The 24,186-nt window shown below is 66.4% G+C and carries 24 protein-coding genes and 1 pseudogene; 4 read left to right on the forward strand and 21 right to left on the reverse strand.

Translation table 11 applies throughout. The annotated features are described in order from the left end of the window. Positions 1-92 precede the first annotated feature (92 nt). Genes PJW05_RS19285 through PJW05_RS19300 form a run of 4 tightly spaced genes read left to right on the forward strand, consistent with a single transcriptional unit; the run spans position 93 to position 3,700 of the window. Positions 93-731, forward strand: a complete 639-nt coding sequence (locus PJW05_RS19285) for a TetR/AcrR family transcriptional regulator (RefSeq protein WP_271408574.1) — start codon at positions 93-95, stop codon at positions 729-731. Further along, positions 728-1,690: an HlyD family secretion protein gene (locus PJW05_RS19290; protein ID WP_271408575.1), complete on the forward strand. Its 963-nt coding sequence runs from the start codon at positions 728-730 to the stop codon at positions 1,688-1,690. The genes PJW05_RS19285 and PJW05_RS19290 overlap by 4 nt, the downstream gene beginning before the upstream one ends. Then, on the forward strand, positions 1,677-2,624 hold the full coding sequence (locus PJW05_RS19295) for an ABC transporter ATP-binding protein (protein ID WP_271408576.1): 948 nt from the start codon (positions 1,677-1,679) through the stop codon (positions 2,622-2,624). The genes PJW05_RS19290 and PJW05_RS19295 overlap by 14 nt, the downstream gene beginning before the upstream one ends. Then, positions 2,621-3,700: an ABC transporter permease gene (locus PJW05_RS19300; RefSeq protein WP_271408577.1), complete on the forward strand. Its 1,080-nt coding sequence runs from the start codon at positions 2,621-2,623 to the stop codon at positions 3,698-3,700. Before PJW05_RS19295 ends, PJW05_RS19300 begins: the two co-directional genes overlap by 4 nt. 137 nt (positions 3,701-3,837) lie before the next feature. On the opposite strand, the gene PJW05_RS26850 is transcribed toward PJW05_RS19300, so the two are convergent. The 21 genes and pseudogenes from PJW05_RS26850 to PJW05_RS19400 form a co-directional block, all read right to left on the reverse strand. Beyond that, positions 3,838-4,710 carry a methyl-accepting chemotaxis protein gene (locus PJW05_RS26850; RefSeq protein WP_442969260.1) on the reverse strand — a complete coding sequence of 291 codons (873 nt, stop codon included), beginning with the start codon at positions 4,708-4,710 and terminating at the stop codon, positions 3,838-3,840. Between the two features lie 30 nt (positions 4,711-4,740). Then, positions 4,741-5,778, reverse strand: a pseudogene (locus tag PJW05_RS26855) (methyl-accepting chemotaxis protein); the annotation flags it as partial. A 46-nt stretch (positions 5,779-5,824) separates the two neighbouring features. Further along, positions 5,825-7,051: a hypothetical protein gene (locus PJW05_RS19310; protein WP_271408579.1), complete on the reverse strand. Its 1,227-nt coding sequence runs from the start codon at positions 7,049-7,051 to the stop codon at positions 5,825-5,827. Positions 7,052-7,899: 848 nt separating this feature from the next. Continuing rightward, on the reverse strand, positions 7,900-8,856 hold the full coding sequence (locus PJW05_RS19315) for a PDR/VanB family oxidoreductase (RefSeq protein WP_271408580.1): 957 nt from the start codon (positions 8,854-8,856) through the stop codon (positions 7,900-7,902). Between the two features lie 16 nt (positions 8,857-8,872). Beyond that, positions 8,873-9,307, reverse strand: a complete 435-nt coding sequence (locus tag PJW05_RS19320; RefSeq protein WP_271408581.1) for a RidA family protein — start codon at positions 9,305-9,307, stop codon at positions 8,873-8,875. Next, positions 9,304-10,323 (reverse strand): aromatic ring-hydroxylating oxygenase subunit alpha, encoded by a 1,020-nt coding sequence (locus PJW05_RS19325; protein WP_271408582.1) that lies wholly within the window; start codon positions 10,321-10,323, stop codon positions 9,304-9,306. The genes PJW05_RS19320 and PJW05_RS19325 overlap by 4 nt, the downstream gene beginning before the upstream one ends. Before the next feature lie 23 nt (positions 10,324-10,346). Continuing rightward, a complete protein-coding gene (locus PJW05_RS19330) occupies positions 10,347-10,565 on the reverse strand; it encodes a recombinase-like helix-turn-helix domain-containing protein (protein WP_028628871.1) in 219 nt (72 codons plus the stop codon). A gap of 1 nt (position 10,566) precedes the next feature. After that, positions 10,567-10,884 (reverse strand): hypothetical protein, encoded by a 318-nt coding sequence (locus PJW05_RS19335; RefSeq protein WP_271408583.1) that lies wholly within the window; start codon positions 10,882-10,884, stop codon positions 10,567-10,569. Between the two features lie 7 nt (positions 10,885-10,891). Beyond that, positions 10,892-11,857, reverse strand: a complete 966-nt coding sequence (locus PJW05_RS19340; RefSeq protein WP_271408584.1) for a VOC family protein — start codon at positions 11,855-11,857, stop codon at positions 10,892-10,894. A 13-nt stretch (positions 11,858-11,870) separates the two neighbouring features. Then, on the reverse strand, positions 11,871-13,355 hold the full coding sequence (locus PJW05_RS19345) for an aldehyde dehydrogenase (RefSeq protein WP_271408585.1): 1,485 nt from the start codon (positions 13,353-13,355) through the stop codon (positions 11,871-11,873). Between the two features lie 11 nt (positions 13,356-13,366). Next, positions 13,367-14,170, reverse strand: a complete 804-nt coding sequence (locus PJW05_RS19350; protein ID WP_271408586.1) for an aspartate dehydrogenase — start codon at positions 14,168-14,170, stop codon at positions 13,367-13,369. 10 nt (positions 14,171-14,180) lie between these two features. Further along, entirely contained in the window at positions 14,181-15,863 is a 1,683-nt protein-coding gene (locus PJW05_RS19355) for a thiamine pyrophosphate-binding protein (RefSeq protein WP_271408587.1), read from the reverse strand. Then, positions 15,856-16,653 (reverse strand): SDR family oxidoreductase, encoded by a 798-nt coding sequence (locus PJW05_RS19360; RefSeq protein WP_271408588.1) that lies wholly within the window; start codon positions 16,651-16,653, stop codon positions 15,856-15,858. Before PJW05_RS19360 ends, PJW05_RS19355 begins: the two co-directional genes overlap by 8 nt. Further along, a complete protein-coding gene (locus PJW05_RS19365; RefSeq protein WP_271408589.1) occupies positions 16,640-17,473 on the reverse strand; it encodes an IclR family transcriptional regulator in 834 nt (277 codons plus the stop codon). Before PJW05_RS19365 ends, PJW05_RS19360 begins: the two co-directional genes overlap by 14 nt. Continuing rightward, a complete protein-coding gene (locus PJW05_RS19370; RefSeq protein WP_271408590.1) occupies positions 17,466-18,335 on the reverse strand; it encodes an alpha/beta fold hydrolase in 870 nt (289 codons plus the stop codon). Before PJW05_RS19370 ends, PJW05_RS19365 begins: the two co-directional genes overlap by 8 nt. A gap of 8 nt (positions 18,336-18,343) precedes the next feature. Then, a complete protein-coding gene (locus tag PJW05_RS19375) occupies positions 18,344-18,874 on the reverse strand; it encodes a cupin domain-containing protein (protein WP_271408591.1) in 531 nt (176 codons plus the stop codon). A 13-nt stretch (positions 18,875-18,887) separates the two neighbouring features. Then, the gene (locus tag PJW05_RS19380) at positions 18,888-19,649 is read right to left on the reverse strand and encodes an SDR family oxidoreductase (protein WP_271408592.1); all 762 of its coding nucleotides are present in this window, start codon (positions 19,647-19,649) and stop codon (positions 18,888-18,890) included. A gap of 5 nt (positions 19,650-19,654) precedes the next feature. Beyond that, the gene (locus PJW05_RS19385) at positions 19,655-20,431 is read right to left on the reverse strand and encodes an ABC transporter permease (RefSeq protein WP_271408593.1); all 777 of its coding nucleotides are present in this window, start codon (positions 20,429-20,431) and stop codon (positions 19,655-19,657) included. A gap of 9 nt (positions 20,432-20,440) precedes the next feature. Then, the gene (locus tag PJW05_RS19390; RefSeq protein WP_271408594.1) at positions 20,441-21,436 is read right to left on the reverse strand and encodes an ABC transporter substrate-binding protein; all 996 of its coding nucleotides are present in this window, start codon (positions 21,434-21,436) and stop codon (positions 20,441-20,443) included. 37 nt (positions 21,437-21,473) lie between these two features. Further along, on the reverse strand, positions 21,474-22,325 hold the full coding sequence (locus PJW05_RS19395) for an ABC transporter ATP-binding protein (protein WP_271408595.1): 852 nt from the start codon (positions 22,323-22,325) through the stop codon (positions 21,474-21,476). Between the two features lie 499 nt (positions 22,326-22,824). Continuing rightward, positions 22,825-24,138, reverse strand: a complete 1,314-nt coding sequence (locus PJW05_RS19400; protein ID WP_271408596.1) for an NAD(P)/FAD-dependent oxidoreductase — start codon at positions 24,136-24,138, stop codon at positions 22,825-22,827. Positions 24,139-24,186: the final 48 nt, after the last annotated feature.

Genomic DNA, 24,186 nt, shown 5'->3' on the forward strand with positions numbered 1-24,186 from the left:
TCCAGCGACCACAGCGCGTTCGTCGGCTCTCTGTTGTTAATTAATTAAATGCACATTTAAATAAACCATCGTCCTTTTCCGGAGATGGTTCCGTGACCCGCCCCCGCTCCCCAGGCCGCCCCACGGGCGACTCCCAACTCCAGCGCGAACGCCTGCTGGATGCCGCCACCGACGCCTTCGCCCATATCGGCATCCACGCCGCCAGCCTGCGCGGCATCGCCCAGCGCGCCGGCGTGACGCCAGCCCTGGTCAACTACTACTTCGGCAACAAGGAGCGCCTCGTGGATGCCGTGGTGGAGGAGCGACTGCTGCCGCTGTTCCAGGGCATGGCCGAACGCCTGCAAAAAGTCGGCGACGACCCGCTGGAACTGGTCGGCGCCTTCGTCCGCGGCATGAGCGTCACCCTCAGCGGCAACCCGTGGCTGCCGCCGCTCTGGGTCCGAGAAATCCTCTGCGAAGGCGGCGCCCTGCGGGAAACGCTCACCAGCCGCTTCGCCCCCATGGTGCCGATGCTGCTGGCCCAGCGCTTCGCCGCGGCCCAGGCCGGCGGGCGCCTGAACCCGGATATCGATCCACGCCTGCTGGTGGTTTCGCTGGTGGGAATGGTGATGCTGCCCTATGCCGCCGGGCAGATCTGGCGCGGCATCTTCGCCAGCCCCGAACTGGGCGACGAAGCCATGGTGAAACACATCCTGGCGCTGCTCGAGCGCGGCCTGGAGGTGCAGCCGTGAAACCGCTGATGCCTTGCCTGCTGGCCTGCGCCCTGCTGGCCGGCTGCGAAGACCCGGCGCGGGACCCGTTGCTCGGCACCCTGGAATGGGACCGTATCGGCCTGCCCGCCGAGGCCTCGGAAACCATCCTCGCCTGGCGCGTGGCCGAGGGTGACCTGGTGCAGGAAGGCCAGTTGCTGCTGGAACTGGACCCGCGCCGCCTCGACGCCCGCCTCGCAGAAGCCGAAGGCGATGTCGGCCAGGCCCGTGCGCGGCTGGACGAACTCAGCAACGGCGCGCGCAGCGAGACAGTGGACGCCGCCCGCGCCACCCTCACGCGCAACCGCGCCGAGCTGACCGACGCTGAACGCAGCTTCCAGCGCATCGCCGCCCTTTACCAGCGCCGCCAGGTGGCCATCGCCGAGCTGGACCGCGCCCGCGCCGCCCGCGACCAGGCCCGCGCGGCGGTGAACAACGCCGACGCCCAGTTGCGCGAACTCACCAACGGCACCCGCCCGGAACAGATCGAGCAGGCCACCGCCCTGCTCCAGGCCGCCCAGGGCCGCTTGGCGCAACTCAAGGTGACCCGCGAACACCTCAGCCTGCGCGCGCCCCGCGCCGGCCGGGTGGACGCCCTGCCCTTCAAGCCCGGCGACCAGCCGCCGCAGAACGCCGAGCTGGTCAGCCTGCTAGTGGGCGATGCGCCCTACGCGCGGGTCTACGTGCCGGCCTCGGTGCGCGCGCAGATCGCCATCGGCGATGCGTTGAAGGTGAAGGTGGAAGGCGTGGAACAACCCTTCGACGCCACCGTGCGCAGCATCGCCAGCGAATCCAGCTTCACCCCTTACTTCGCCCTGACCGGCGAGGACGCCAGCCGCCTGGTCTACCGCGCCGAACTGGTCTTGCAGGGCGAGGCGGCGCGCAAGCTGCCGGCGGGGCTGCCGGTACAGGCAGAGCGAGTGCGCCATGAACCCCACTGACAGCGTGATCCACGCCCGCGGCCTGACCAAGCGCTTCGGCCAACTCACCGCCGTCGACGGGCTGGACCTGCGGGTGAACCGCGCCGAAGTCTTCGGTTTCCTCGGCCCCAATGGCTGCGGCAAATCCACCACCATCCGCATGCTCTGCGGCCTGCTGCTGCCCAGCGCCGGCGAGATCGAGGTGCTCGGCTGCCGCATTCCCCAGGACGCCGAACCCTTGAAGCGGCGTATCGGCTACATGACCCAGAAGTTCTCCCTGTACGAAGACCTGACGGTGTACGAGAACCTGGAGTTCCTCGCCACCGTCCAGGACCTGGACCGCCGCGCGGCACGCCAGCGCATCGAGGAACTGCTGGAACGTTACTGGCTGACCGACCGCCGCACACAACTGGCCGGCACCATGAGCGGCGGCCAGAAGCAGCGCCTGGCGCTGGCCGGCGCCGTGCTGCACAAGCCCGACCTGCTGCTGCTGGACGAACCCACCAGCGCCGTGGACCCGCAGTCGCGTCGGGAATTCTGGGATTCGCTGTTCGAACTGGCCGAAGACGGCACCACCCTGCTGGTGTCCACCCACTACATGGACGAAGCCGAACGCTGCACGCGCCTGGGCATCCTCGACGCCGGCCGGCTGGTGGCCGACGGCAGCCCGGCCGACCTGATGGCCGCCCTGCCCGGCCGCCCCCTGCTGGTGGAATGCGCCCAGCCGCGCCAGGCCCAACGAGCCCTGCAAGGCGCCGAGGAAGTCATCGCCATGGCCCAGATCGGCGCCACGCTGCGGGTACTCAGCGCCGTCGGCGACGCCCGCGAACGCATCGCCCGGCGCCTCGCTGGCCTGGGCATCGAAGCCGAGGTGAAGGACACCGAAGCCAACCTCGAAGACGTCTTCGTCGCCGTCACCCACCGCCCGCTGCAGCGGACCGGAGCCTCGTCATGAACCTGCGCCGCCTGGGGGCCATCGTCCTCAAGGAACTGCGCCAGTTGCGTCGCGACCGCCTGACCTTCGCCATGATCGTCGGCATCCCGATCATGCAACTGGTGCTCTTCGGCTACGCCATCAACATGGACGTGCGCGGCCTGCACGCCGCCGTGCTGGACCAGGCCGACACCGCCCGCTCCCGCGAGGCGGTGGCCGAGCTGGGGGCCAGCCAGGTGCTGGACTTCCGCTACCGGCTGGCCAGCCCGCAACAGCTCGACCGGTTGCTCAGGGAAGGCCGCATCAGCGCCGCCCTGGTGGTGCCGCCGGACTTCGAGGCGCGCCTGCAGCGCATGGACCGGCCGCCGCTGCAACTGGTGGTGGACGGTTCCGACCAGGTGGTGCAGGCCTCGGCGCGCCAATTGGCCGCCTACCCGCTGCCCGGCTGGCCCAGCCTGACCGGCGTGCAGGTGGTGAACTTCTACAACCCGGAACGGCTGGCGCCGTTGAATACCGTGCCGGGGCTGATCGGCGTGATCCTCACCATGACCATGGTGCTGTTCACCGCCATTGCCCTGGTGCGCGAACGGGAGCGCGGCAACATGGAGCTGCTGATCACCACGCCGCTGTCGCCCTGGGAACTGACCCTGGGCAAGGTGCTGCCCTTTGTCGGCATCGGCGTGGTGCAGGTGACGGTGATCCTGCTGGTCGGGCTCTGGCTGTTCGACGTGCCAGTTCGCGGCTCGCTGCTGGCGCTCTACACCGCGTCGCTGGTGTTCATCTTCGCCAGCCTGACCCTCGGCGTCTTCATCTCCACCCTGGCACGCAGCCAGTTCCAGGCGATGCAGATGGCCTTCTTCACCTTCCTGCCGCAGATCCTGCTGTCCGGCTTCATGTTCCCCTTCGCCGGCATGCCCGTGGCGGCGCAGTGGATCGCCGAAGTGCTGCCACTCACCCACTTCCTGCGCCTGACCCGCGGCATCATGCTGCGCGGCGCCGGCCTCGGCGACCTCTGGCTGGAACTGGTGGTGCTGGTGGTGTTCACCCTGGTGATGCTCACCGTTGCGGTGATGCGGGTACACAAGCGGTTGGATTGATTCCGACCTGCAGAGGCGTTTGCTTTCCTGTGGGGGCGAATTCATTCGCGAATGGCCGCAAGACGGCCACAAGACACCACCAGGCCCCCTTCGGGCTGCTTCGCGAGTGAATTCGCTCCTCCAACGGCACGCCACCGTTACACCCTGAAGCGCCCCACCATGCCCTGCAGGTCGCGGCCGATCCGCGCCAGCATCTGGCTCGATCCAGCCGTTTCCTGGCTCGCCGCGGCGGTCCGTTCCGCCACCGCCTGGACCCGCAGGATGCTGCGGTTGATCTCTTCGCTCACTGCGCTCTGTTCCTCCGCCGCCGCCGCAATCTGCAGGTTGCGCCCGCGCAGGTCGTCGATGGCGCTGTCGATGCCTTGCAGCGCCTGGCCTGCCTGACGCGCCAGCTCCACGGTCAGTTGGCTCATGTCGCGGCTGCCGAGCATGGCGCTGGTGGTCTGCTGCACACCGTGCTGCAGTTGGCCGATCAACGCCTGGATCTGGCTGGTAGAGCTCTGCACCCGCTGGGCCAGGCCGCGCACCTCGTCGGCCACCACCGCGAATCCACGGCCGGCCTCCCCGGCGCGGGCGGCCTCGATGGCGGCGTTGAGCGCCAGCAGGTTGGTCTGTTCGGCCACCGAACGGATCACATCCAGCACGTAACCGATCTGCGCGCTGTCCTCGTGCAAGCGGGCCATCACGTCGCCCGAAGCCTGCACCCCGGCGGCCAGGCGTTCGATCTGGGCGATGGTGTCCTGCACCACCTGGTTGCCCCTGCCGGCCTCTTCACAGGCGAGTTGTGCCGCATTGGCCGCCTGACCGGCATTGCTGGCCACTTCCTGCACGGTGTAGGCCATCTCCTGCATGGCCGTGGCGACCTGGAGGGTCTCGGACTTCTGTTCTTCCACGCCGGCGCGGGTCTGCTCGGTAACGGCGGACAGCGCCTGGGCCGCGCCACTGATTTCCTCCACTCCGCCGCCGATGCGGCCAATCAATTCCCGCAGGCTGCCCTGCATGCCTTGCATGGCCTGCTGCAGCTGGCCCAGCTCATCGCCTCGGGCGGCCGGCGCCGCGCCGCAGAGATCACCTTCGGCGATGCGCCGGGCCTGGACCAGAGTGTCGCGCAAGGGACGGACGATCTGCCCGGTGATGCCCCAGGCCGCCAGCAGGGCCACCACCAGGGTCACACCGGCAATCACCAGGAGCTGCAGACGCACGTACGCGGTTTCCCGGTCGCGCCGCTCCAACAGGGATGCCTGCAGTTCGCGGCTCAGGCCCTGCACGGCGTCCGCCCGCTCGGCCATGCTGGCGGTGGCCTGGGCCATGTCGGCGATGCCCTGGCGGAAGCGCTCCAGGGACCGCTGGAACTGCCCCAGCGCCTTCAGGGTATCGCCGAGGATGGCGCCGCTGCGTTCCGGCAGTTGTCCTTGCAAGGTGCGGGTGGCCTTGGCCAGGGCCTCAGCGGCCGCGAAGACGGCACGCTCCCTTTCGGCGGATGGCGAACGCACATAGACCAGGGTGAGCAGGCGCACGTGGAGGAACTGCTGGTTGAGCCGGCCCACCGCGCGGATCTGGTCAAGCATGGCGTGGGTATCGAACAACTGCTCCAGGTCCTCGAAGAACTGTACCTCCAGCCGGGTGAAGGCCTGCATCCCCTGCTCCGCCGCCGCAATGCCGAAGCGGCTGGCCTCCTGCTGCTCGGCGCGGGCCTGCGCCAACGCGGCAAAGGCCTCGCGATAGGCGCGGGTGGCCTCGCCCATCTGTGTCATGCGCTGGCGGTCGCCGGCATCGTCCAGCAAGCGGCCGAGACGCTCGGCATCCTCCAGCATGTTGGCGGTGAGTTGCTCGACCCGCTCGCGTTGCACTTCCTCACCCTGCACGGCGAAGTCCCGTCGCACCCGGTCGGCCTGGAGGAAATGCTGGTTGAGATCGCTGCCCCGGATCAGCTGATCGCCCCGCTGGCTGAGGCTGTCCAGGCTGAGCAGCGCGGCCAGGGTGATCAGCAGTGCCAGCAGCAATACCAGGGCGAAGCCCAGGGCCAGTTTGTGGCCGACGCGCAAGTCGGCCAGCCGGGGAAGATGAGTTGGAAACATGGAAGGACTCGGTAAGGAGGCGGCGGCCCACGCCGCCTCCGAGGGGTCAGAAGTAGTAACCGATGTTCAGGTTGGTGCGGAAAATCCACTCGTCGCTGCGCGAGGAGGTGGTACTGGTGAAGCCGGTGCCGCTCTCCGCGCCGCCGTAGGGGTTGGCGTTGCGGCCCCAGGTGAAGTCCAGCCAACCCAAGATCGGCATGGCGATGAACTGCACGCCGGCGGTGTACATCTGCGAGTCATCCCAGCCGCTCTCATCTTTGAACATGCGGCTGTAGTCGTTATAGAAGCGCAGCTTCTTCAGCATGCCCATATTCGGCGTGGGCACGTCGTAGCCTACGTTGAAGGACACCACCGATGCCTTGGAGGCGATGAGGTAGGCCGGCGTCAGGCCGTTGGCGCCCATGAGGATGGCGTTGTCGTTCACCCCGGTCGGGTTCTCCGGATTGAACTCATAGCGGATACCCTGGGTGGTCACCGTCCAGTTGCCGCTGTTGATCACCGCGTGCAAGCCACCGGCCCAGTAGTCGCCATCGTCGTCGGTGGTGGCGTTGTGCAGGCGTGCCGCCGCCAGGGAAGCGCCCACTTCGGTCTTCCAGCCATCGCCGGCGAAGTTTCGCGCCACCCGCAGGTTCACCTGGTCGCGCTTCTCGTTGTCCTGACGCGAGTGGATGGCGGGGATGGCGTTGTCGTCCAGATCGGCGAAGCGCCCCACCTCCGGCGAGTAACGGATGTCACTGGGCAACATGCGTGGGAAGTAGCCGGCCTGGATATGCCAGTCGGCGTCCTTGTAGATGTACTTGGCACCGGCCCCCGCGCTCACGCCGTACCCCAGGAAGAACGGGATGTGGTAGCTCCAGCCGAACTGCGGATAGGGCTCCAGGCCAAAGGGCTTGAAGGGCGCGCCCAGTTGCACGCTGGAGGTGTCGTTGAACGTGTAGCCGATGAAGCCACGGTCGATGGATTGCTTGCCATCGTCCTGGAACCAATAGCCGACATCGGAGAAGAAGTTCCTATGGGTCGCCTGCACGTCCAGGCGGAAGGTATCGAAGAGGAAGCGTCCGTTGTTCTCGGTGGTGTCCCAGTCTTCGTCGCGGTAGTTCATCCGCAGTGCGCCGCCTATGTCCAGGGTGCTCTTGCCGTCGTCACTGCTCAGGCTGATATGGGGAAATGCCTTGGCCGGCTTGGCCACAGGCGATGCGGGGCCGGCGGACTGGTCGGCCATGGCGGAAACGGTGGACAGCGCGAGACCAAGGGACAGCAGGTACTTGTTCATTACGACCTCATCTGCAAGTTCGCTAAGGCAGAGTTTTTTTGAGCAAGCGAAACCCTTCACCGGAACTTCCAGAGCAACTTTAAAAGTTGCAGTCAAGAAAATTTCCAGAGCTTCGTTCGCCGCTCGTTAATTGTTCTTACGGCCTTTCCATCGGCCTTGCTGGCTGTTACCCGACACCGCGATACGACAGCCACTTCTCATCGCATTTTGTTTCACCTGCGATACCGTGTTTTGAGCATGAATCATGCCATTGCATCGCCATTAGGCGTAAACTCAAAAAACCCTTTAAATACAATTATTTATATACTGAACAAGAGATTTTGTACCGCCCTCGAAACGTGATGAATCGGGGGTAACAAAAGCGCACGAAGTGTGTGCGTAGAATCTTCACGGTGACACTTTATGGGGAGTTTTGTCGTTTCACTTGAGAAACATGACAGGAATAACTTCGCCAAACTTTTAATGGCCTGCGGGAATTCCCGCAGGCAAAAATTTATTCAGGGACTTTCGGGGGGTTACCTGTATTTCTGACGGCTCGACAGCATGGGTTTCGTGCCTCAGCGGAGCGCCGCCCGACCCATCCTACAAAGAGCCATCCGTGCCGGAATACACCCCGTAGGATGGCGTAGAGCGAAGCGAAACCCATCGCCATGGTTCGATGGGTATCGCGGATCGCCGCCCGACCCGTCCTGCTTTTCCAGATACGTAACCCGGATGAAATCCGGGAGCGGCCTGCCAAAATTCCCCGGATTTCATCCGGGATACCTGGCCGGGTGAATGTCCAACGGGCAAAAAAAACCGGCGTCACGAGCGCCGGCGAAAGGGTGAGCAAAGGAACAATCGGTGGATCAGAGGTCAAGCACCAGGCGTGCGCCCTTGCAGCCGGACACGCAGACCATCATGGTCTGGTTCGCCGCCTTCTCGGCCTTGGTCAGCACGCCGTCTCGATGCTCGGGTTCGCCTTCCAGCACGCGGGTCTCGCAGGCGCCGCAGACGCCTTCGCGGCAGCTGCAGTCGACTTCGATGCCGGATTCCAGCAGGGCATCCAGCAGCGACTTGCCGGCCGGCACTTCGATGTTCTTGTTGCTGCGCGCCAATTGCACCTCGTAGGTGCCCTGGGGCGCAGCAGCAGCCGGGGCGGCGGCAGCGAAGCGCTCGATATGCACATTGGGGTGGCCGAGGCTTTCGCAATGGTTCTCGAAGGCGTCGATCATCGGCGTCGGGCCGCAGCAGTAGAAATGCGCCGTGGATGGCCGCGCGGCGAGGAAGGCCTTGAGGTCGATGGGGCCGCCCTTCTCGCCGTCGAAGTGCAACTGGATATTGGCGCCGCTGGCGGCCAGCTCCTCGACGAAGGCGGCCTCCTTGCGAGTGCGCGCGCAGTAGAGCATCTCCACCGATTTGCCCAGGGCACGCAGGCGGTTGAGCATGCAGTAGATCGGCGTCACGCCGATGCCGCCGGCCACCAGTACGCTGTGCTCGGCGCTTTCGTCCAGCTGGAACAGGTTGCGCGGCGGGGATATCTGCAGCTGCATGCCCACCCGCAGGTGCTGGTGCACGTACGCGGAGCCGCCACGGCTGTTGCGGTCGCGGAGGATGCCGACCACATAGCGGCCGCTGTCCTCGGGAGAATTGAGCAGGGAATAGCTGCGCACCAACCCGTTGGGCAGGTGCAGGTCGATATGGGCGCCGGCGGCGAAGGTCGGGAAGATCTGGTCGCCATGGGGACGGAGCTCGACGCTGATGATGCCTTCCGCTTCGAAGCGCAGGGTGTGGACGAAGGCCGTCAGTGTGTGGGTGTGAGTCATCTTGCTACCTCTGTGTTCAGGCTTCGTCGCAGTTCGCCAGGTCGATGTCCAGGCGCGCCCAGGCGTCGATTTCCACCCGCAGTTCGGGGAACACCAGACCGCTCACCTCCACCAGGGTGGAAGCGGGAAAGGTGTCCTGACCGGCGAAGAATCCGCGCCGCGCGCGCCCGACCTCGTCCTTGTCGGCGATGCGGGTGACATAGACGTTGAGCTTGTAGATGTTGCCGACATGGCCGCCCGCCGCTTCCAGCAACGCCTTCACCTTGCCCAGCACCACCAGGGTCTGGGCATGAGCGTCCAGCGGCTCGCCACGTTCGGCGGCCTGACGGGTGGCCGGATGCCCGGTCATGCCGGACATCACCAGCTCATGCCCCACCAGCAGGGCATTGGACCAACTGGCGGTGGGCAGGTCAGGTGCGCCGGCGGCGCGGATGCGGCGGACCGGGGTCATAGTTGCTTGGCCTCGATCAGTTCCAACTGGGCCTTGGCCAGGTTCTTCATGTGTCGGCGCAGGCGCACCAGGCCGAGGTCGTGCTGGTAGAGGTTCTCGCGCTGGTTGGCGTCCGGGTCCATGAACTCGAGGATCTCGCGGTCCTGCTCCAGCACCGCCCAGTGGCGCTCTTCCAGGCGGTTCTTGTAGAGGAAACGCCAGGTGTCACGCTGCCAGCCGGTGAGCGGGCGGCAACGCCAATGGAAGACTGCGCACAGGTCACGGGAGACGGGCGTGTAGCTGCCGACGATGTGGAAGTTGCCACCCGGGCCGCCGGTCTTCGGATAGGGGATTTCCAGGCGCATCCAGTGCACGCCGGTGTCGGCCCACTCGGTCCAGTCGAAGTTCACCCCGCGCTGGCCTTCCTTCTCGAAGATGAAGCCGGTGTCGGTGTCACGGGTGACGAACTTGGCCTGGTTGTCACCTTCGGACATGGAGTGGGACTGCTTGTGCAGGTAGGTGCCGTGCATGGGGTCCATGACATTGTCCAGCACATAGCGGTAGTCGCCGCGCCACTCGGTGTAGCAGAGGAAGTGGGAGAAGGCCGGGTCGGTCAGTTGCTCGGGCAGCACCAGCGGCGGTGCTTCTTCGACGTTGCCCGCCGAGTTGTACAGCCAGACCGCGCCAGCCGCCTCGGTGACATGGAAGAAGCGAGTCGCCTGGCTGCCTTCCAGCTTGCAGCCGGGGCTGCCGGGCACGCGGGTGGTGACGCCGTCGCAACGCACCTCCACGCCGTGGTAGGGGCACTGCAGGCGGTCGCCCAGGTTCACCCCGCGCGAGAGCGGCGCGCCACGGTGCGGGCAGTGGTCTTCGAGGGCATGCAGGGTGCCGTCGGTGTCGCGCCAGAGGGCCAGCTTGTAGCCCAGGCGGCGCAGGGAGACCGGCTTGTCCTGGATAAAGCCGACCGGGCAGATGGGGTACCAGAGGTTCTTCAGGCCATTGGCGAGGAGTTGTTCAACAGGGTCCACGGTGCTCATAGCAGGTTCCTCTTGGAGGGAATTCATTCGCCCAGGCGGGCCATCAGGGTCTTGTAGGCGTCCTCGGTCCACGGACCGCCACCCGGGCAGGTGGGGCCGGCCTGGTTGAGGTAGCCCAACAGCCCCGGCAGGTCGTGCAGGCCGGCGGCGTAGGCGCGCTCGATGGAGTCACCGAGCAGGTCTTCGAAGGAGTTCGGCTCGCGCGAGCGGGCCTGATGGGGTTCCAGGTAACGGTCTTGCATTTCATTGGCCTCCATTGCGGACCCGTTCGCGGATGGTTTCGCGAACCGGGACGAAGTCGTAGGTCGGGTAGCATTCGGTGCGGAACACGCCCCAGGCGGAGCGCTCCAGTTCAACATTGATGCGTGGCAGCAGAGCCGGCGGCAGGCGCAGGGTGACGATCTGCCCCAGGCCCATGGCGACGGTCCAGGAGACGATCTCGACGCCCTCGCCAGGGAATCGTTCCCACCAGTCCACGGCCTTCATGTGGGCCTGGATGTCTTCGAGGTTCTTCGACTGGTCATGCTTGAGCAGCACAGTCAGCAGCATCGTCTCGCTCATGCTCGCCTCAGCGCTTGGGCTTGTCGGTGAGGAACTTGCCTTGCGGCGCCTCGACGTTCTTCTGCCGCCGGGTGTTGCCGTCCAGGCCGCCGGCGATGGCCCACTCGGCGAACACGGTGGGGCCGGGCTCGAACTCGCGGGCCTGCCATTCGCCGGTCAGTTGGTCCTCGTCGGCGTAGTACTCCACCAGGGCCCCGGCGGGGTTGCGGAAGTACCAGAAGTAGGCCGAGGACACCGGGTGGCGGCCCGGGCCGATCTCGGTGTCCCAGCCGCAGCGGGAGATGTGCATGCCGCCGCCGAACACCTCGTGGATGTCGCGCACGGTGAAGGCCACGTGGTTGAGGCCGGCGCGCGGCTGCGGCAGTTGCAGCATGAACAGGTCGTGATGGCCGCCCTCCTCCGCGCAGCGCATGAAGGCGCCACGGTCCGGGTAGCGGTCGGAGCAGACGAAGCCGAAACGCTCGCTGTAGAAGCGCTCGCAGGCGTTCACGTCCTTGACGAAGAACACCACGTGGCCGACTTCGACGGGCTGGGCACGTTCGTAGATCGGGCTGGCCTGGTTGATCCGGCCCTTGAACTGCCAGGTGTTGGATTGGCCGCACTGGACCTGGATATCGCGCTTGCGGGTGACCTGGAAGCGGATCGCCAGGCCATTCGGGTCGGTGCAGCCGATGCGGTCCTCGCCCTCGACAAAGCCGGGGTCGTTGGCGATGCGCTCGGCGTACAGCTTGAGATCCGCCGCGCTTTCCACGCCCCAGACCACTTCACGCAGGGTCGAGCCGGCCTCGATGGCCGGCGGCAGGCCAGGCTTGTCCAGAGCCGCGACAATCACGCGGCAGCCGTTGAGGCATTCGAAGACCACCTGGTCGCCGCTCGCTTCCACCTGCTTCAGGCCCCAGTCGGCGAAGAAGCGGGCACTGGTGGCCAGGTCCTCCACACCGTAGGTGATTTCGTCGATTCCCAATACGCTCATCGCGCTTTCCTCATCAGTGGCGGCCGGCCCAGGCCAGCGGCTGTTCGTTCAGGCCCCAGTAGAGGCTCTTCTGCTCCATGTACTGGAGAATCCCCAGGCGGCCCTTCTCGCGGCCCAGGCCGCTGTCGCGCCAGCCGCCGAAGGGCGTGGAGATGGAGAACTGCTTGTAGGTGTTGATCCACACCGTACCGGCCTGCACCGCGCGGCCGAGCTTCCAGGCGCGCTGGAAATCGCGGGTCCAGATGCCGGCGGCCAGGGCATAGCAGCTGTCGTTGGCCTCCTCGATCAGGGCCTCTTCGCTGTCGAAGGGCATGGCCACCAGCACCGGGCCGAAGACTTCTTCCTGGCACAGGCGGGCGTCGTTGGAGAGGCCTTCGATGATGGTCGGGGTGTAGAAGTAGCCCCGGTCGAAGGCTGCGCCGTGGGGACGCACACCACCGGTGCGCAGGCGACCGCCCTCGGCCACGCCCATCTCGACGTAGCGCTCCACCGATTCGCGGTGACGCGCGGAGATCAACGGGCCCATCTGGGTGCGTTCGTCGGCCGGGTCGCCGAGGCGCAGGGCGGCGGCGCCAGCGGCCAGGCGGTCCAAAAATTCCTCGTAGTGTTCATGGGCGACGAACAGCCGCGAGCCGGCGATGCAGGACTCGCCGCTGGAGCTGAAGATGCCGTAGAGAACGCCAGCCACCGCGTGGTCCAGGTCAGCATCGGCCAGCACCATGGTGGGCGACTTGCCGCCCAGTTCCATGGACACCGGCATCATCTTGTCAGCGGCAATACGCGCGATGTGCTTGCCGGTGCTGGTGCCACCGGTGAAGGACACGCGCTTGACCAGCGGGTGGCGGGTCAGCGCATCGCCGATCAGCGAGCCCTTGCCCGGCAGCACGCTGACCAGGCCGCGCGGCAGGCCGGCTTCATCGCAGATGCGCGCCAGGGCCAGGGCCGCCAGCGGGGTGATCTCCGCCGGCTTGACCACCACCGCATTGCCCGCAGCCAGGGCCGGAGCCAGCTTCTGCGCCTCGGAGGCGATGGGCGAGTTCCAGGGGGTGATGGCGGCCACCACGCCCATGGGCTCGTAAACACTCATGGTGACGAAGTCGCCGCGCGACGGGGTGATGGTTTCCTCCAGGGTTTCGCAGGCGGCGGCGAAGAACTGGAAGGTGGCGGCGGCGCTGGCCACCAGGTTGCGGGTTTCCTGGATCGGCTTGCCGTTGTCCAGGCGTTGCAGCTGCGCCAGCTCTTCGCTGCGCTCACGGATCAGCGCGGCGATGCGGTAGAGCACGGCGGCCCGCTCATGGGGCTTGCGCTGGGCCCAGCCGCTTTCGCGGAAGGCGCGGTGGGCGCCCTGGATGGCTTCTTCCACGTCGTCCTGGCTGGCGGCGTGCAGGCGGGCGATGGCTTCACCGGTGGCCGGGTAGAGGCTCTGGTAGAAGTCGCCGCCGCCCAGGCGCCACTCGCCGGCGATGCAGATGGGTTGGATCGGGTTCAGATCAATCACGGTTCTTGTCCCTAGATCGAAATCACATGGGCGTGGTTGCCCAGGGCGCGGACCACGCTGTACACGGTCAGCGCCGAGGTCTTGGGGTTGGCTGCCAGCGGCTTGCCGCGCAGGGTCAGCTCGAAGCCGCCGAAGGCGCCGCTGGCTTCCACCTGATGCACGTTCTCGCTGCTGGCCGGATCGGCGATCAAGCGCACCTGGGTGCGGTCCAGGCCGAGGCCGGCCAGCGACAGGGTGGCGGCGACGTTGGCGTTCTTCGGGTAGAGCCGCGCGGCTTCGCGGGCGCTGCCTTCGAAGATCACCCGCGCTTCGGCCAGGTGTTCCAGGTCGCAGACCTGCTCACCCGGCGTGCCCAGCCAGGCGCGCGCCGGCTTGCGCCCGGTGTAGCGCACCGACGCCAGCCCGCCGACCTTGGCCGCCGACAAGGCATCGATGCCGCCGATGGCGCCGGGCAGCAGTTCGATGCGGGTGCCGCCGAACTCGGCGGCGGCCTCCAGGCGCTCCACCAGCCCCGGCTCGGACAGCGCGCCCACCGACACCACCAGGCAGGGAATGCCCTGGGCCAGTGCCGGCAGCACATGCTGCTCGATGGCGCGATGCCCGGCGCACTCCACCAGCAGATCGGGGCGCGCCCCGGCCGGCAGTTCGCTGAGCACCCGTGGTGGCTTGCGCAGGCCGGTCAGGCGCTGGCGTACCAGTGCCTGGGAGTCTTCCGGGACTATCACCGCATCGACGCAGAGATGCGGGTCGCTCTCCAGCAGTTCCAACACACCGACGCCAATGGCGCCGCAACCGATCATGGTGATATGCAACATGGCGTTCGCCTCAGGCAGTGGCTTTGGCGGTCTTGTTTTCGTTCACCGGCGGGCCGGCGAAGATGGTCTTGAAGCTGCCGATGGAGAGCATGTCCACCTCCAGCAGGAAGGGGCCGGATTCGGCCAGGGCGCCATCCAGCACGCCGCTGAAGTCCTTCAGGTCGCTGACCTTGGCGTGGCGCAGGCCGAGGGATGCGGACAGCTGGGCGTAGTCCGGGGTGTGCAGGTCGACGTAGCAGCGGCGGCCACCGTAGGCGGCGTCCTGGATGTTCTTGATCACCCCGTAGCCCTGGTCGTTCATCAGCACGATGACCATATCGGCCCGCTCCTGCACGGCGGTGGCCAGCTCGCCCAGGTTGAGGATGAAGCCGCCGTCACCGGCCAGCACGAAGGTCTTGCGGCCACGGGCGGTTTCCGCCGCACCGACAGCCGCGCCGATCCCCATGGCCAGCCCCTGGCCGATACCGCCACCGAGGGCGTGCACGCCGGCGCAAGGGCTGAAGATCTTCAGGTGACGGTTGCCCCAGGTGCTGTTGGAGACGGTGACGTCACGCACCCAGTTGAAGTTCCTGCCGGCCAACGCCTGCAACTGCTCCACCAGGGAGGCATACGGGCCGAGGCCATCCACCAGTTGGGCGCGGGCCTGGTTGCGCGCGGCGGCGAGGTCGGCGGCGAAGCCCGGGTCCACTGACAGGCGCCCTTGCAGGCGATCGGCCAAGCCCTTGAGGACCCGTTCGGAGTCGCCACAGACGAAGAAGTCGCTGGGGTAGCAGCGGCCCTCCGCCGTGGCATCGGCGTCTACCCGGTAAAGCGGACGCGGGAGCTTGAGCTCGTACTTGAGGGTTTCGTTGCCGCGCAGGCGCGAGCCGACGACAAGCATGGCATCGCAGGTCTGGTAGAACTGCTCCACGGGCTTGTTCAGGTTGAAGGCGCCGAGGGAGCGCTCGTCGTCTTCGGGGACGATGCCGCGGCCCTGGGTACTGGTGACCACACCCACGCCCATGGCCAGCAGGCGCTGCACCTGCTCACCGGCATGGCGGGCGCCGCCACCGAGCCAGAGCATCGGCCGCTTGGCCTTGGCGAAGCGCTCGGCGAGGTCATCCAGCACCTGCTCGGAAGGCTTGGCCACCGGCACCGGCAGCGGCGAGAGGTCGGCCGGCATGTTGATCAGGGCCGATTGGATATCGATCGGGATTTCCACGCTCACCGGGCCGGTGGGCGCGGTCAGCGCGGTCTGCACGGCCAGCTTGATGGTGCTGATGGCAGTGTCGACGCTGCGCACGCGGAAGGCCGCCTTGGAAATGGCCTTGAGCATGGTCAGTTGGTCCGGCGCCTCGTGGATGTAGGCCAGGCTCTGGTCCAGGTAGGGGGTCTCGATCTGCCCGGTCAGGTGCAGCAGCGGCGTGCCGGCGGTGAGCGCCTCCACCATGGCGCCGGCGGCGTTGCCGGCGGCGGTGCCGGTGCTGGTCAGGCACACGCCCAGTCCCCCGGTGGTACGGGCGTAAGCATCGGCCATGTTGGCCGCGCCGGCCTCGCCACGGGCCATCACGAAGCGGATGTTGCCGCGGATGGCAAAGGCGTCGAGGATCGGCATGTTGTGGATGGAGATCACCCCGAACGCGGCCTTGACGTCGCACTGTTCGAGGAAGGCGGCGATGGCGGCGCCGACGGTGACTTTGCTTTCGTTACGCATGACGGGACAAACCTCCGGAGACATCGATGTGACTACCCGTCGTATAGGCAGACAGGGGGGATGCGAGGAAAACGATGGCGCGGGCCGCTTCGATCGGCTTGCCCAGGCGCCCCAGGGGAATCTGTTTGCGTTGCGCCAGCTGGCCGGTCCACTGGGCCCAGTCCAGCTCACGCTCTTCGCGGGCCTCGAAACGGCGGCGCCACTGGCCGGACTCGACCAGGCCGATGAGGATGCCGTTTACCCGCACGCCCTTCGGCGCGAACTCGAAGGCCATGGAGCGCACCAGGTTCTTCACCCCGGCGCGGGCGGCGCTGGTGGCCACCATGTGCGGCTCCGGCTGGCTGGCCAGCAGCGAGTTGACGCAGACGATGGCGGCGTCGGCCTGGCCCTCCAGTTGCGGCAGGAAGCCACGCACCGGGTGGATGATGGAGAAGAACTTCAGCTGCAGTTCCTCGCTCCAGGCCTCGTCCGTCGTGTCGGCGAAGGTGGAGACGCGGCCCTGGCCGGCGTTGTTCACCAGGATGCTGGCGCGGCCCAGCTCGCGCTGACTGGCCTCGGCGAAGGCTTGCACCTGCGCCGGGTCGAGTACGTCGCAGGCTTGGGCGAACAGCCGTGCGGCGGGGAAGCGTTCGCGCAAACCGGCTTCGGCGCTCCGCAGGCGGTCGCCGTTGCGGCCGCAGAAGGCCACTGCAGCGCCGGCCTCCAGCAGCAACTCGACGGTGGCCAGGCCGATGCCCGAGGAGCCGCCGGTGACCACCGCCACGGCTGAGGACAGATCACACAGGCTCATGCTGCTTGCTCCGGAAGATGGAGGTGACGTTGTCGTGGCTGTCCGGGGTGTAATTGAGCAGGTGCGAGAGTTCGTCGGCGCTGTCGCGCACGCTGTACACCAGGCTGTCGATGCGGACCGGCTCGATATGCGCCGAGGGAATGGTGGCGCCCATGGCCGCGACCACCTTGCCACTGTGGTCGCGCACCGGCGCGGCCACCGTGGAGATGGTCGACTCGAAGAAGCCCTCACCCTGGACGAAGCCGCGCTGGCGGTCGCCCTGCACCAGGTCGAAGAGCTCCAGCACGGTCTTCGGCGTGTTCGGCGAGAACTGTTCCAGATGCTCTTCCGGATACAGTTCGCGCAGCTCACCGAGAGAGAGGTCCTGCAGCAGGATGCGACCGAACACGGTGGCGTGGGCCGGCAGACGGGTACCGACGTTGACCGTGCTGGTCAGCAGGGTGGACGGCGACACCTTGGCCACGTAGACGATGGAACGGCCGTCACGCACCACCAGGTTGCAGGGGTAGCGGATGTCGTCGCACAGCCGGTTCAGCAGCGGCTGGCCCAGCTCGGTCAGTTCTAGCGACGCCAGGTACTCGAAGCCCAGACGCAGCACGGACATACCCAGGCGGTACTCGTTGCCGATGCGGTTGACGAAGCCCATGGTTTCCAAGGTGGTCAGCAGGCGGAAGATGGTCGAGCGCGGCAGCTTCAGGCGCCGCGCCAGCTCCGGCGCCGACAGGGTGCGGTTCTTCCGGCTGAACTCGCAGAGCAGCAGCAGGCCGCGCTCAAGGCCGGGCACGATGTACTTGTCTTGCTGATCGTCGGGCTTATCCATTGGCGGTTCCCTCAAGAGAGTGGCGTTGCGCGTGGCCGATGCGTCCTGCGACCACTTCGGGTTGTTCGATGGGGCTGGCATGGCCAGCTCCGGGAATCAGCGAGAACGACGCGCCGAGCAGGTGGGCGATGGCGCCGCAGGCCTGGGGCGTGGTGATGCCGTCGTCCTCGCCGCAATGCACTTCGCAGGGTGCGACCGGCACGCCATGGCCCAGCAGGTCGTCGCCACAAAGCAGCTCGACGGCCTGGCGGTAGCCGCCGGGATTGAGCCTCGCCATGTTCCAGCGCACCCAGGCCAGGGCGTCTTCGCTCGGCCGGCGCCCCAGCAGGCGCGCAGTGCGCTCGCTGGCCATGCCGTCGATGCCCAGGCGCTCCAGGTTGTCCAAGCGTTGGCGCCGCACCTGCGCGCCGATGTCGCGCAGTTCCTCGGCACCGTAGCCACGGGCAGGGCTGAGCAGCACCAGGCGGCGCACCCGCGCCGCACCGATGCCAGCGGCATAGGCGGTGGCCATCAGCGCGCCGAGGGAATGGCCCACCAGCAGGCAGCTGTCCACGCCCAGCGCGTCCAGCAGCAGCTCCAGGCGCATGGCGTAGTCGGCGGCCTTCGGCCGGGCCTGCGGCAGCGGGGTGGACAGGCCGTAGCCCGGCGCGTCCCAGGCGATTACCCGGTTCCCGGCGGCCAGGCGCTGGGCGCAATGCAGCCAGGACGCCGAGCCCGAGCCGATTCCGTGCAGCAGCACGACCACCGGGCCCTGGCCGCACTCGCGGATGGCCACACGGGCGCCGTCGGCGAGCGGCACCAGGCGCTCGGGAAAGCACTGTTGCAGGCTCGGGGCGGGGATGTGGGTCTGCGCCATGTTCATCGTCGGCCTCAGCGCTTGATGCTCGCCAGAGGGTGCTCCGGCGGGTAGGTCGGGGTGATGGGCTTCTTCGCGCCGAGCATCACGCACATCAGCGCGTCCTCGTCGCCGATGTTGATTTCTTCGCGGTAAACCCCCGGCGGCACGGAAATCACGTCGCGGTCGGTGAGGATGGTTTCGAAGCGCTCGCCGTCCTTCTCCAGCACCACCTTGAGCTTGCCGCGCAGGACGAAGAACACTTCTTCGACGTCGATGTGCAGGTGCGGCGGGCCCTCGTGGCCGGCCGGAATCACCATGGTGGAGAAGGTGAAGTGCTCGGACGGGATGGTGTTCATGTCACTGGCCACGCCGGTGCCGCCGGTACCGATGTAACGCATCTGCGCACGGCGGAACTTGGGGTCGTAGTCGGCCTGGAACTTCAGCGCGTTCCAGTCGTACTTGCGGGTGGAGTAACGAGCGATACGGGTGTTGCACCACTCCTCGAAGCTGGCGCTTTCGGGGCGGTCCCAGGATTTCGGGGCGTTCTGGTTCAGATCGGTCATGGTGTCCTCCTGATCAGGGCATGACGAACCCGCCGTTGACCGGCAGGGTTTGTCCAGTGATGAAGCGGGAAAGGTCGGAAAGGGCGAACAGCACCGCGCCGCAGACGTCGTCGGGCACCTGGCCGCGCTGCAGGGCGCGCTGGTTGCGATAGAGCCGGTGGCGGGCGGCGGGCACGTACTGGGTGGCTTCCACCTCCACCAGACCGGGGGCGATGGCGTTCACGGTGATGCCGTCGGCGCCCAGCTCGCGGGCCAGGCTGCGGGTCATGGCGATCACCGCGCCCTTGCTGGCGGTGTAGGCCAGCAGGTTGGGCGCGCCCCACAGCGGGGTGTCGGAGGCCAGGTTGACCACCGCGCCGCGCCCGGACTCGCGCAGGGCCGGCAGGCAGGCGCGGGTCATCAGCCAGGTGCCGCGCACATTGACCTGCAGCACGCGGTCGAACATCTCGATCGCCAGCTCCTCGCAGCCCTTGCCGCCGGAGTTGGTGATGGAGGCGTTGTTGACCAGGCCGTCGAGACCGCCGAGACGCTCGACGGTTTCAGCCGCACAGCGCTCGATGGAGGCCGGGTCGGCCAGGTCCAGGGCCATGCCGCTGACGTCCAGGCCCTGGCTCTCCAGCTCGCGGGCGGACTGCTGCACGCGATCTTCGAGAATGTCGGCGATCACCACCCGGGCGCCGGCGCGGGCCGCCGACTCGGCGAAGGCGAAACCGAGCCCACGGGCACCGCCGGTGATGAGCACGCGGCGGCCGCTGAGAAGGGAGTTCAGGCTCATGGCGTTCACACCGTGCTCAGGTTGGCTTTGGGCAGGTAGTGCAGGACGCGCTTCTCGGCCCAGACCACCGCGCTGTAGGCCAGCACGCCGATCAGGGTGAGCATGACGATGGCGACGAACACGCCAGCGGTGTTGCCCTGCCCTTCCGAGTCCACCAGCAGGAAGCCGAGGCCCTTGTTGCCACCGACCAGCTCACCCACGGTGACGCCGATCACCGCCAGGGTGGAGGCGATGCGCAGGCCGGAGAACAGCGCGGCCATGGCCGAGGGGAACTCCACCAGGCGGAAGATCTGCCAGCGGCTGGCGCTCATGGCGCGCACCAGGTTGATCATGTCCGGGTCGACGGTGCGGATCGCCGAGAGCACGTTGATCATCACCGGGAAGAACACGATCAGCACGGCGATGAGGATCTTCGGGTACACGGTGTAGCCCAGCCACATCACGAACAGCGGCGCAAAGGCCACCTTCGGCGCGATCTGCAGCGCCAGGATGTAGGGCGAGAGCATGGCTTCGGTGGTCGGCGACAGGCCGAGGGCGACACCGATCATCACCCCCAGCAGGGCGCCCAGGCCAAAGCCGACGATGATCTCCAGGGTGGTGATCGCGGTGTGCTCGATCAGGTTGGCGTTGTGCCACATGGCCACGCCCTCCTCCATCACCCGGCTCAGCTTGGGCAGGACGAACTCGGGCATGCCGAGCAAGCCGGGACCCCACTGCCAACCGGCGAGGAACAGGACCAGCAGCAGGATGCTGCCGAGCATGGGTTTGTTCAGACTGTTCATCGGATCCCCTTATTGCTTGGCGGCCACGCCGTCGTTTTCGACGAAACGGTTGGTGTAGAGCTCGTCCAGCGGGGTGTCGCGGCCGACGATGCCCTCGCTGACGTAGAAGGCGCGGACCCTGTCCAGGCGCTGCGGGTCGATGCGCCCCAGCGGCTGCTGGTTGGCGTAGACGTGCTCGACGTAGAGGCGCAGGACCCTCTCCAGGCCGGCTTCCTTGCCCTTGTAGCTGGGCACCGCCTCGGCGAAGGTGGCGGCAGCGGCCTTCGGATCGGCGATAATGTCGCGCATGCCCATGAGGGTGGCCTTGACCACGCCCTGCACCACCTCGGGCTGCTTCTCGATGGCCTCTTCCGAGGCGAGGATGGCCTGGGCCATGCTTTCGAACACTTCACTGCTTGGCAGCAGCCTCACATCGAGACCAGCGTCCTCGGCATTCACCACCCAGTCCGGCACGCCAGCCATGGCCTGGGACTTGCCGGCGGAGAACAGCTGCCAGACGCCGGACGGGCCAGCGGCCTGGACTTCCACGTCGGACTTGTTCAGCCCGGCCTTGCGCATGGACGCCAGCAGTGCGTAGTAGGTGGTGTCGGAGTAGGACATGACGGTCATGGTCTTGCCCTTGAGGTCCTTCACGCTGTTGATGCCGGCCTTGCCGTCGGTGGCGATCATGGTCACGCCGCTGGCGCCCAGCACCGCCACCGCCTTCACCGGCACGCCGTTGGCGCGGACGATGATCGGGGTATCGCCGATGGCGCCGCCAACCAGGGCATTGCCGGCACCGATCTGTTTGGCCACGTCCACCCCGCCCTTGCCGGCAACGAAGGTGACCTTGAGGTCCTGCTGGGCGTAGTAGCCCTTGTGCTGGGCGATGATCCAGGGCGCGAAAGCCGGCGAATTCGGCGGCGCGGGCAGCAGGTAGGTGATTTCCTTCGGCGCGGCTTGCGCGGACGCACCGGCAGCCACGGCCAGGGAGAACAGCGAGGCGTTGATCAGGGACTTGAACATCTGCAGCTCCTGTTGAGGATTCGGGTCGATGGGTCGGTCAGTGCAGCTCGGAGTCTTCGCCGACCTTGAGCAAGGTCATCAGGCGGCCGGCCAGCGGGCCGATCTCCTGGAGCTTGCGGCGTTCGAGCGGGTTGTCGCGCAGGGGCAAGTTCACCTCGATTTCCTCGATGATGTTTCCCGGGCGGGCGCTCATGACGAGGATGCGATCGGACAGCGCGATGGCTTCGATCAGGTCGTGGGTGATGAACAGGGCAGTCTTCTTCTGCTCATAGAGCATCTGCGCCAGGTCCTGCTGGAGGATCATCTTGGTCTGGGCGTCGAGGGCCGAGAACGGCTCATCCAGGAACAACACCTGAGGGTCGGTAGCCAGGGTGCGGGCCAGCGCGGCGCGCTGGCGCATTCCACCGGAAAGCTGGAAGGGATAGTGGTCGCCGAAACCGCTGAGGTGACACTTATCCAACATCTGCTCGGCAATGGCGCGGCGCTCGGCGGCCGGACGGCCCTCGATCTCCAGCCCCAGCTCGATGTTGCGGCGAATGCTGCGCCAGGGCATCAGCAAGTCCTTCTGCAACATGAAGGACACCTTGCGCACCGGGCCGGTGACCCGCTCACCGCCGACGTACACCTCGCCCTCGGTGGGGGTATAGAGGCCGGAGCCCATGTTCAACAGCGTGCTCTTGCCGCAACCGGACGGACCGATGATGGACACGATCTCCCCGCTGCGGATGCTGAAGTTCAGCCCCTGGACCGCGACAGTGGGCTCGGCCTTTCCCTTGACCGGAAAACGCTTGGTGACACCCCGGAATTCGATCTCGACGCGGGCATCATCCGCCTTGGACGCGCCCTGCGGCTTTTCTGAGGTGTAGATACTCAACGAGGTGGCTCTCATCTTCTTAGTGGCCTCACACTTGTTTCATATACGAAACACTGTTTTGCTTATGAAACTTGCAGAAGGCGTGCCAGGAAAAAGGCACAAGAAAGAGGACCCTTGTTTCGAGTATTAAACCTTTAAAATCAAATAGTTATGATTGAGTTGATGCGCGATGGGATAAAGCATCCCGACGAACGCAACTAAACGGTCCGATTCGAGGCGCGGTCAGTCATCGCTGGAATGGGGTGTCACTGCACAACTTCGGAGCAGGTGCGCTCCATTAAGTAACAGGCGTTGCTGTTCTACACATAAAACAGCGTTTTATATCTGGAACAAACCGAGATGCGGGGAGCCTGCATCGCGATTGAAATCGCTCCCCCAATTCACCTCAAGCTCATTCGCGAAAGGCCACGCAGTGGCCCAATTCGGCAGGCACTCACACCCACTGAACAATCACCGGACAAAAAGAAGCCGGCGCGAGGCCGGCTAAAGACGCACAGCTATTTGGAAATTCAGATCAGCGCAGCTTTTCCAGCATCTGGTAGTACCACATGCCTAGTGCCAGCATGTGATTGCCCAGGCGCTCGCTCAGCGGCACGCGGATGTGCTGGCATTGGGCAAAGGTGTCGAACTTCTCCAGGCTGCCGCTCATGGCATTGGCCATGACCTCGCCCATGATGTGGGTGGTGGCGACGCCGTGGCCGGAGTAGCCCTGGCAGTACCAGACGTTCTTCGACAGCTTGCCCAGCTGCGGGATGCGGTTGATCACGATGCCCATGGCGCAGCTCCACTTGAAGTCGATCTCCACACCCTTGAGCCTGGGGAAGGTGCGCTCGATGCAGGGCCGCAGTTCGGCTTCGATGTCGCGGGAGTCGCGCCCGGAGTAGTTGGCGCCGCCGCCAAAGAGCAGGCGGCCGTCGCCGGTCATGCGGTAGTAGTCGAGGACGAAGCGGCAGTCGTAGACGGCCAGGTCCTGGGGGTTGATCTGCTTGGCCAGGTCGCCCAGGGGCTTGGTGGTGACGATGCCGCCCATGGCCGGAAAGATCATGCCCTTGAGCTGCTTGCGCTCCAGCTTGTGGTACACGTCGCCAGCGAGCAGTACCTGCGACGCATTGATGCGGCCGCGGCTGGTGATCACCGCCGGGCGATCGCCATGGAGGATGTCCTGCACTTCGGAGTGTTCGAAGATCAGCGCCCCCAGGCTCTCGGCCGCCCTGGCTTCGCCGATGCACAGGTTGAGCGGGTGCAGGTGCATGTTGCGGGTGTTCTTGATGGCGCCGACATAGAGGTCGGAATCCAGGTGCTCGCGCACGCCGGCAGCGTCCAGGAGGGTCACGTCGTCGGCCATGCCACGGCGCACGGCCTCTTCATAGGAGGCTTTCAACTCATCCATGTGCGAGGCCTTCATCGCCGCGTGCAGGTGACCGTGCTTGAGGTCGCACTGGATGCCGTACTTCGCCACCCGGTTCTTGATGATCTCGTGGCCGCGCCAGCGCAGGTACCAGATGAAGTCATCCACATCCTTGCCGAGGAAACGGCCCATCTGCTTGCGCATGGCAGCGTCGCCGGAGAGGCTGCCGGTGACCTGGCCGCCATTGCGCCCGGTGGCGCCCCAGCCGATCTTGTGGGTCTCGACCAGCGCCACCTTGTAGCCACGCTCGGCCATTTCCACCGCCGTGGCGACGCCGGTGAAACCGCCGCCGATGATGGCGACGTCGACATTCACCTCCCCTTCCAGGGTCGGGTAGGCGGTTTCTTCATTGAGCGACGCGGAGTAATAAGAAGGCGCACGCTCGGCGGCGGGCAGCGGGTGTTTGAATGCAGCGGTCATGGTGAATCCTTCTTGGCCACCTGGGCCTTATCAACAGCGGGGAGCGAT

Origin of the sequence: Pseudomonas sp. Q1-7, assembly GCF_028010285.1 — a bacterium.
In the GTDB taxonomy this organism is placed as follows: domain Bacteria; phylum Pseudomonadota; class Gammaproteobacteria; order Pseudomonadales; family Pseudomonadaceae; genus Metapseudomonas.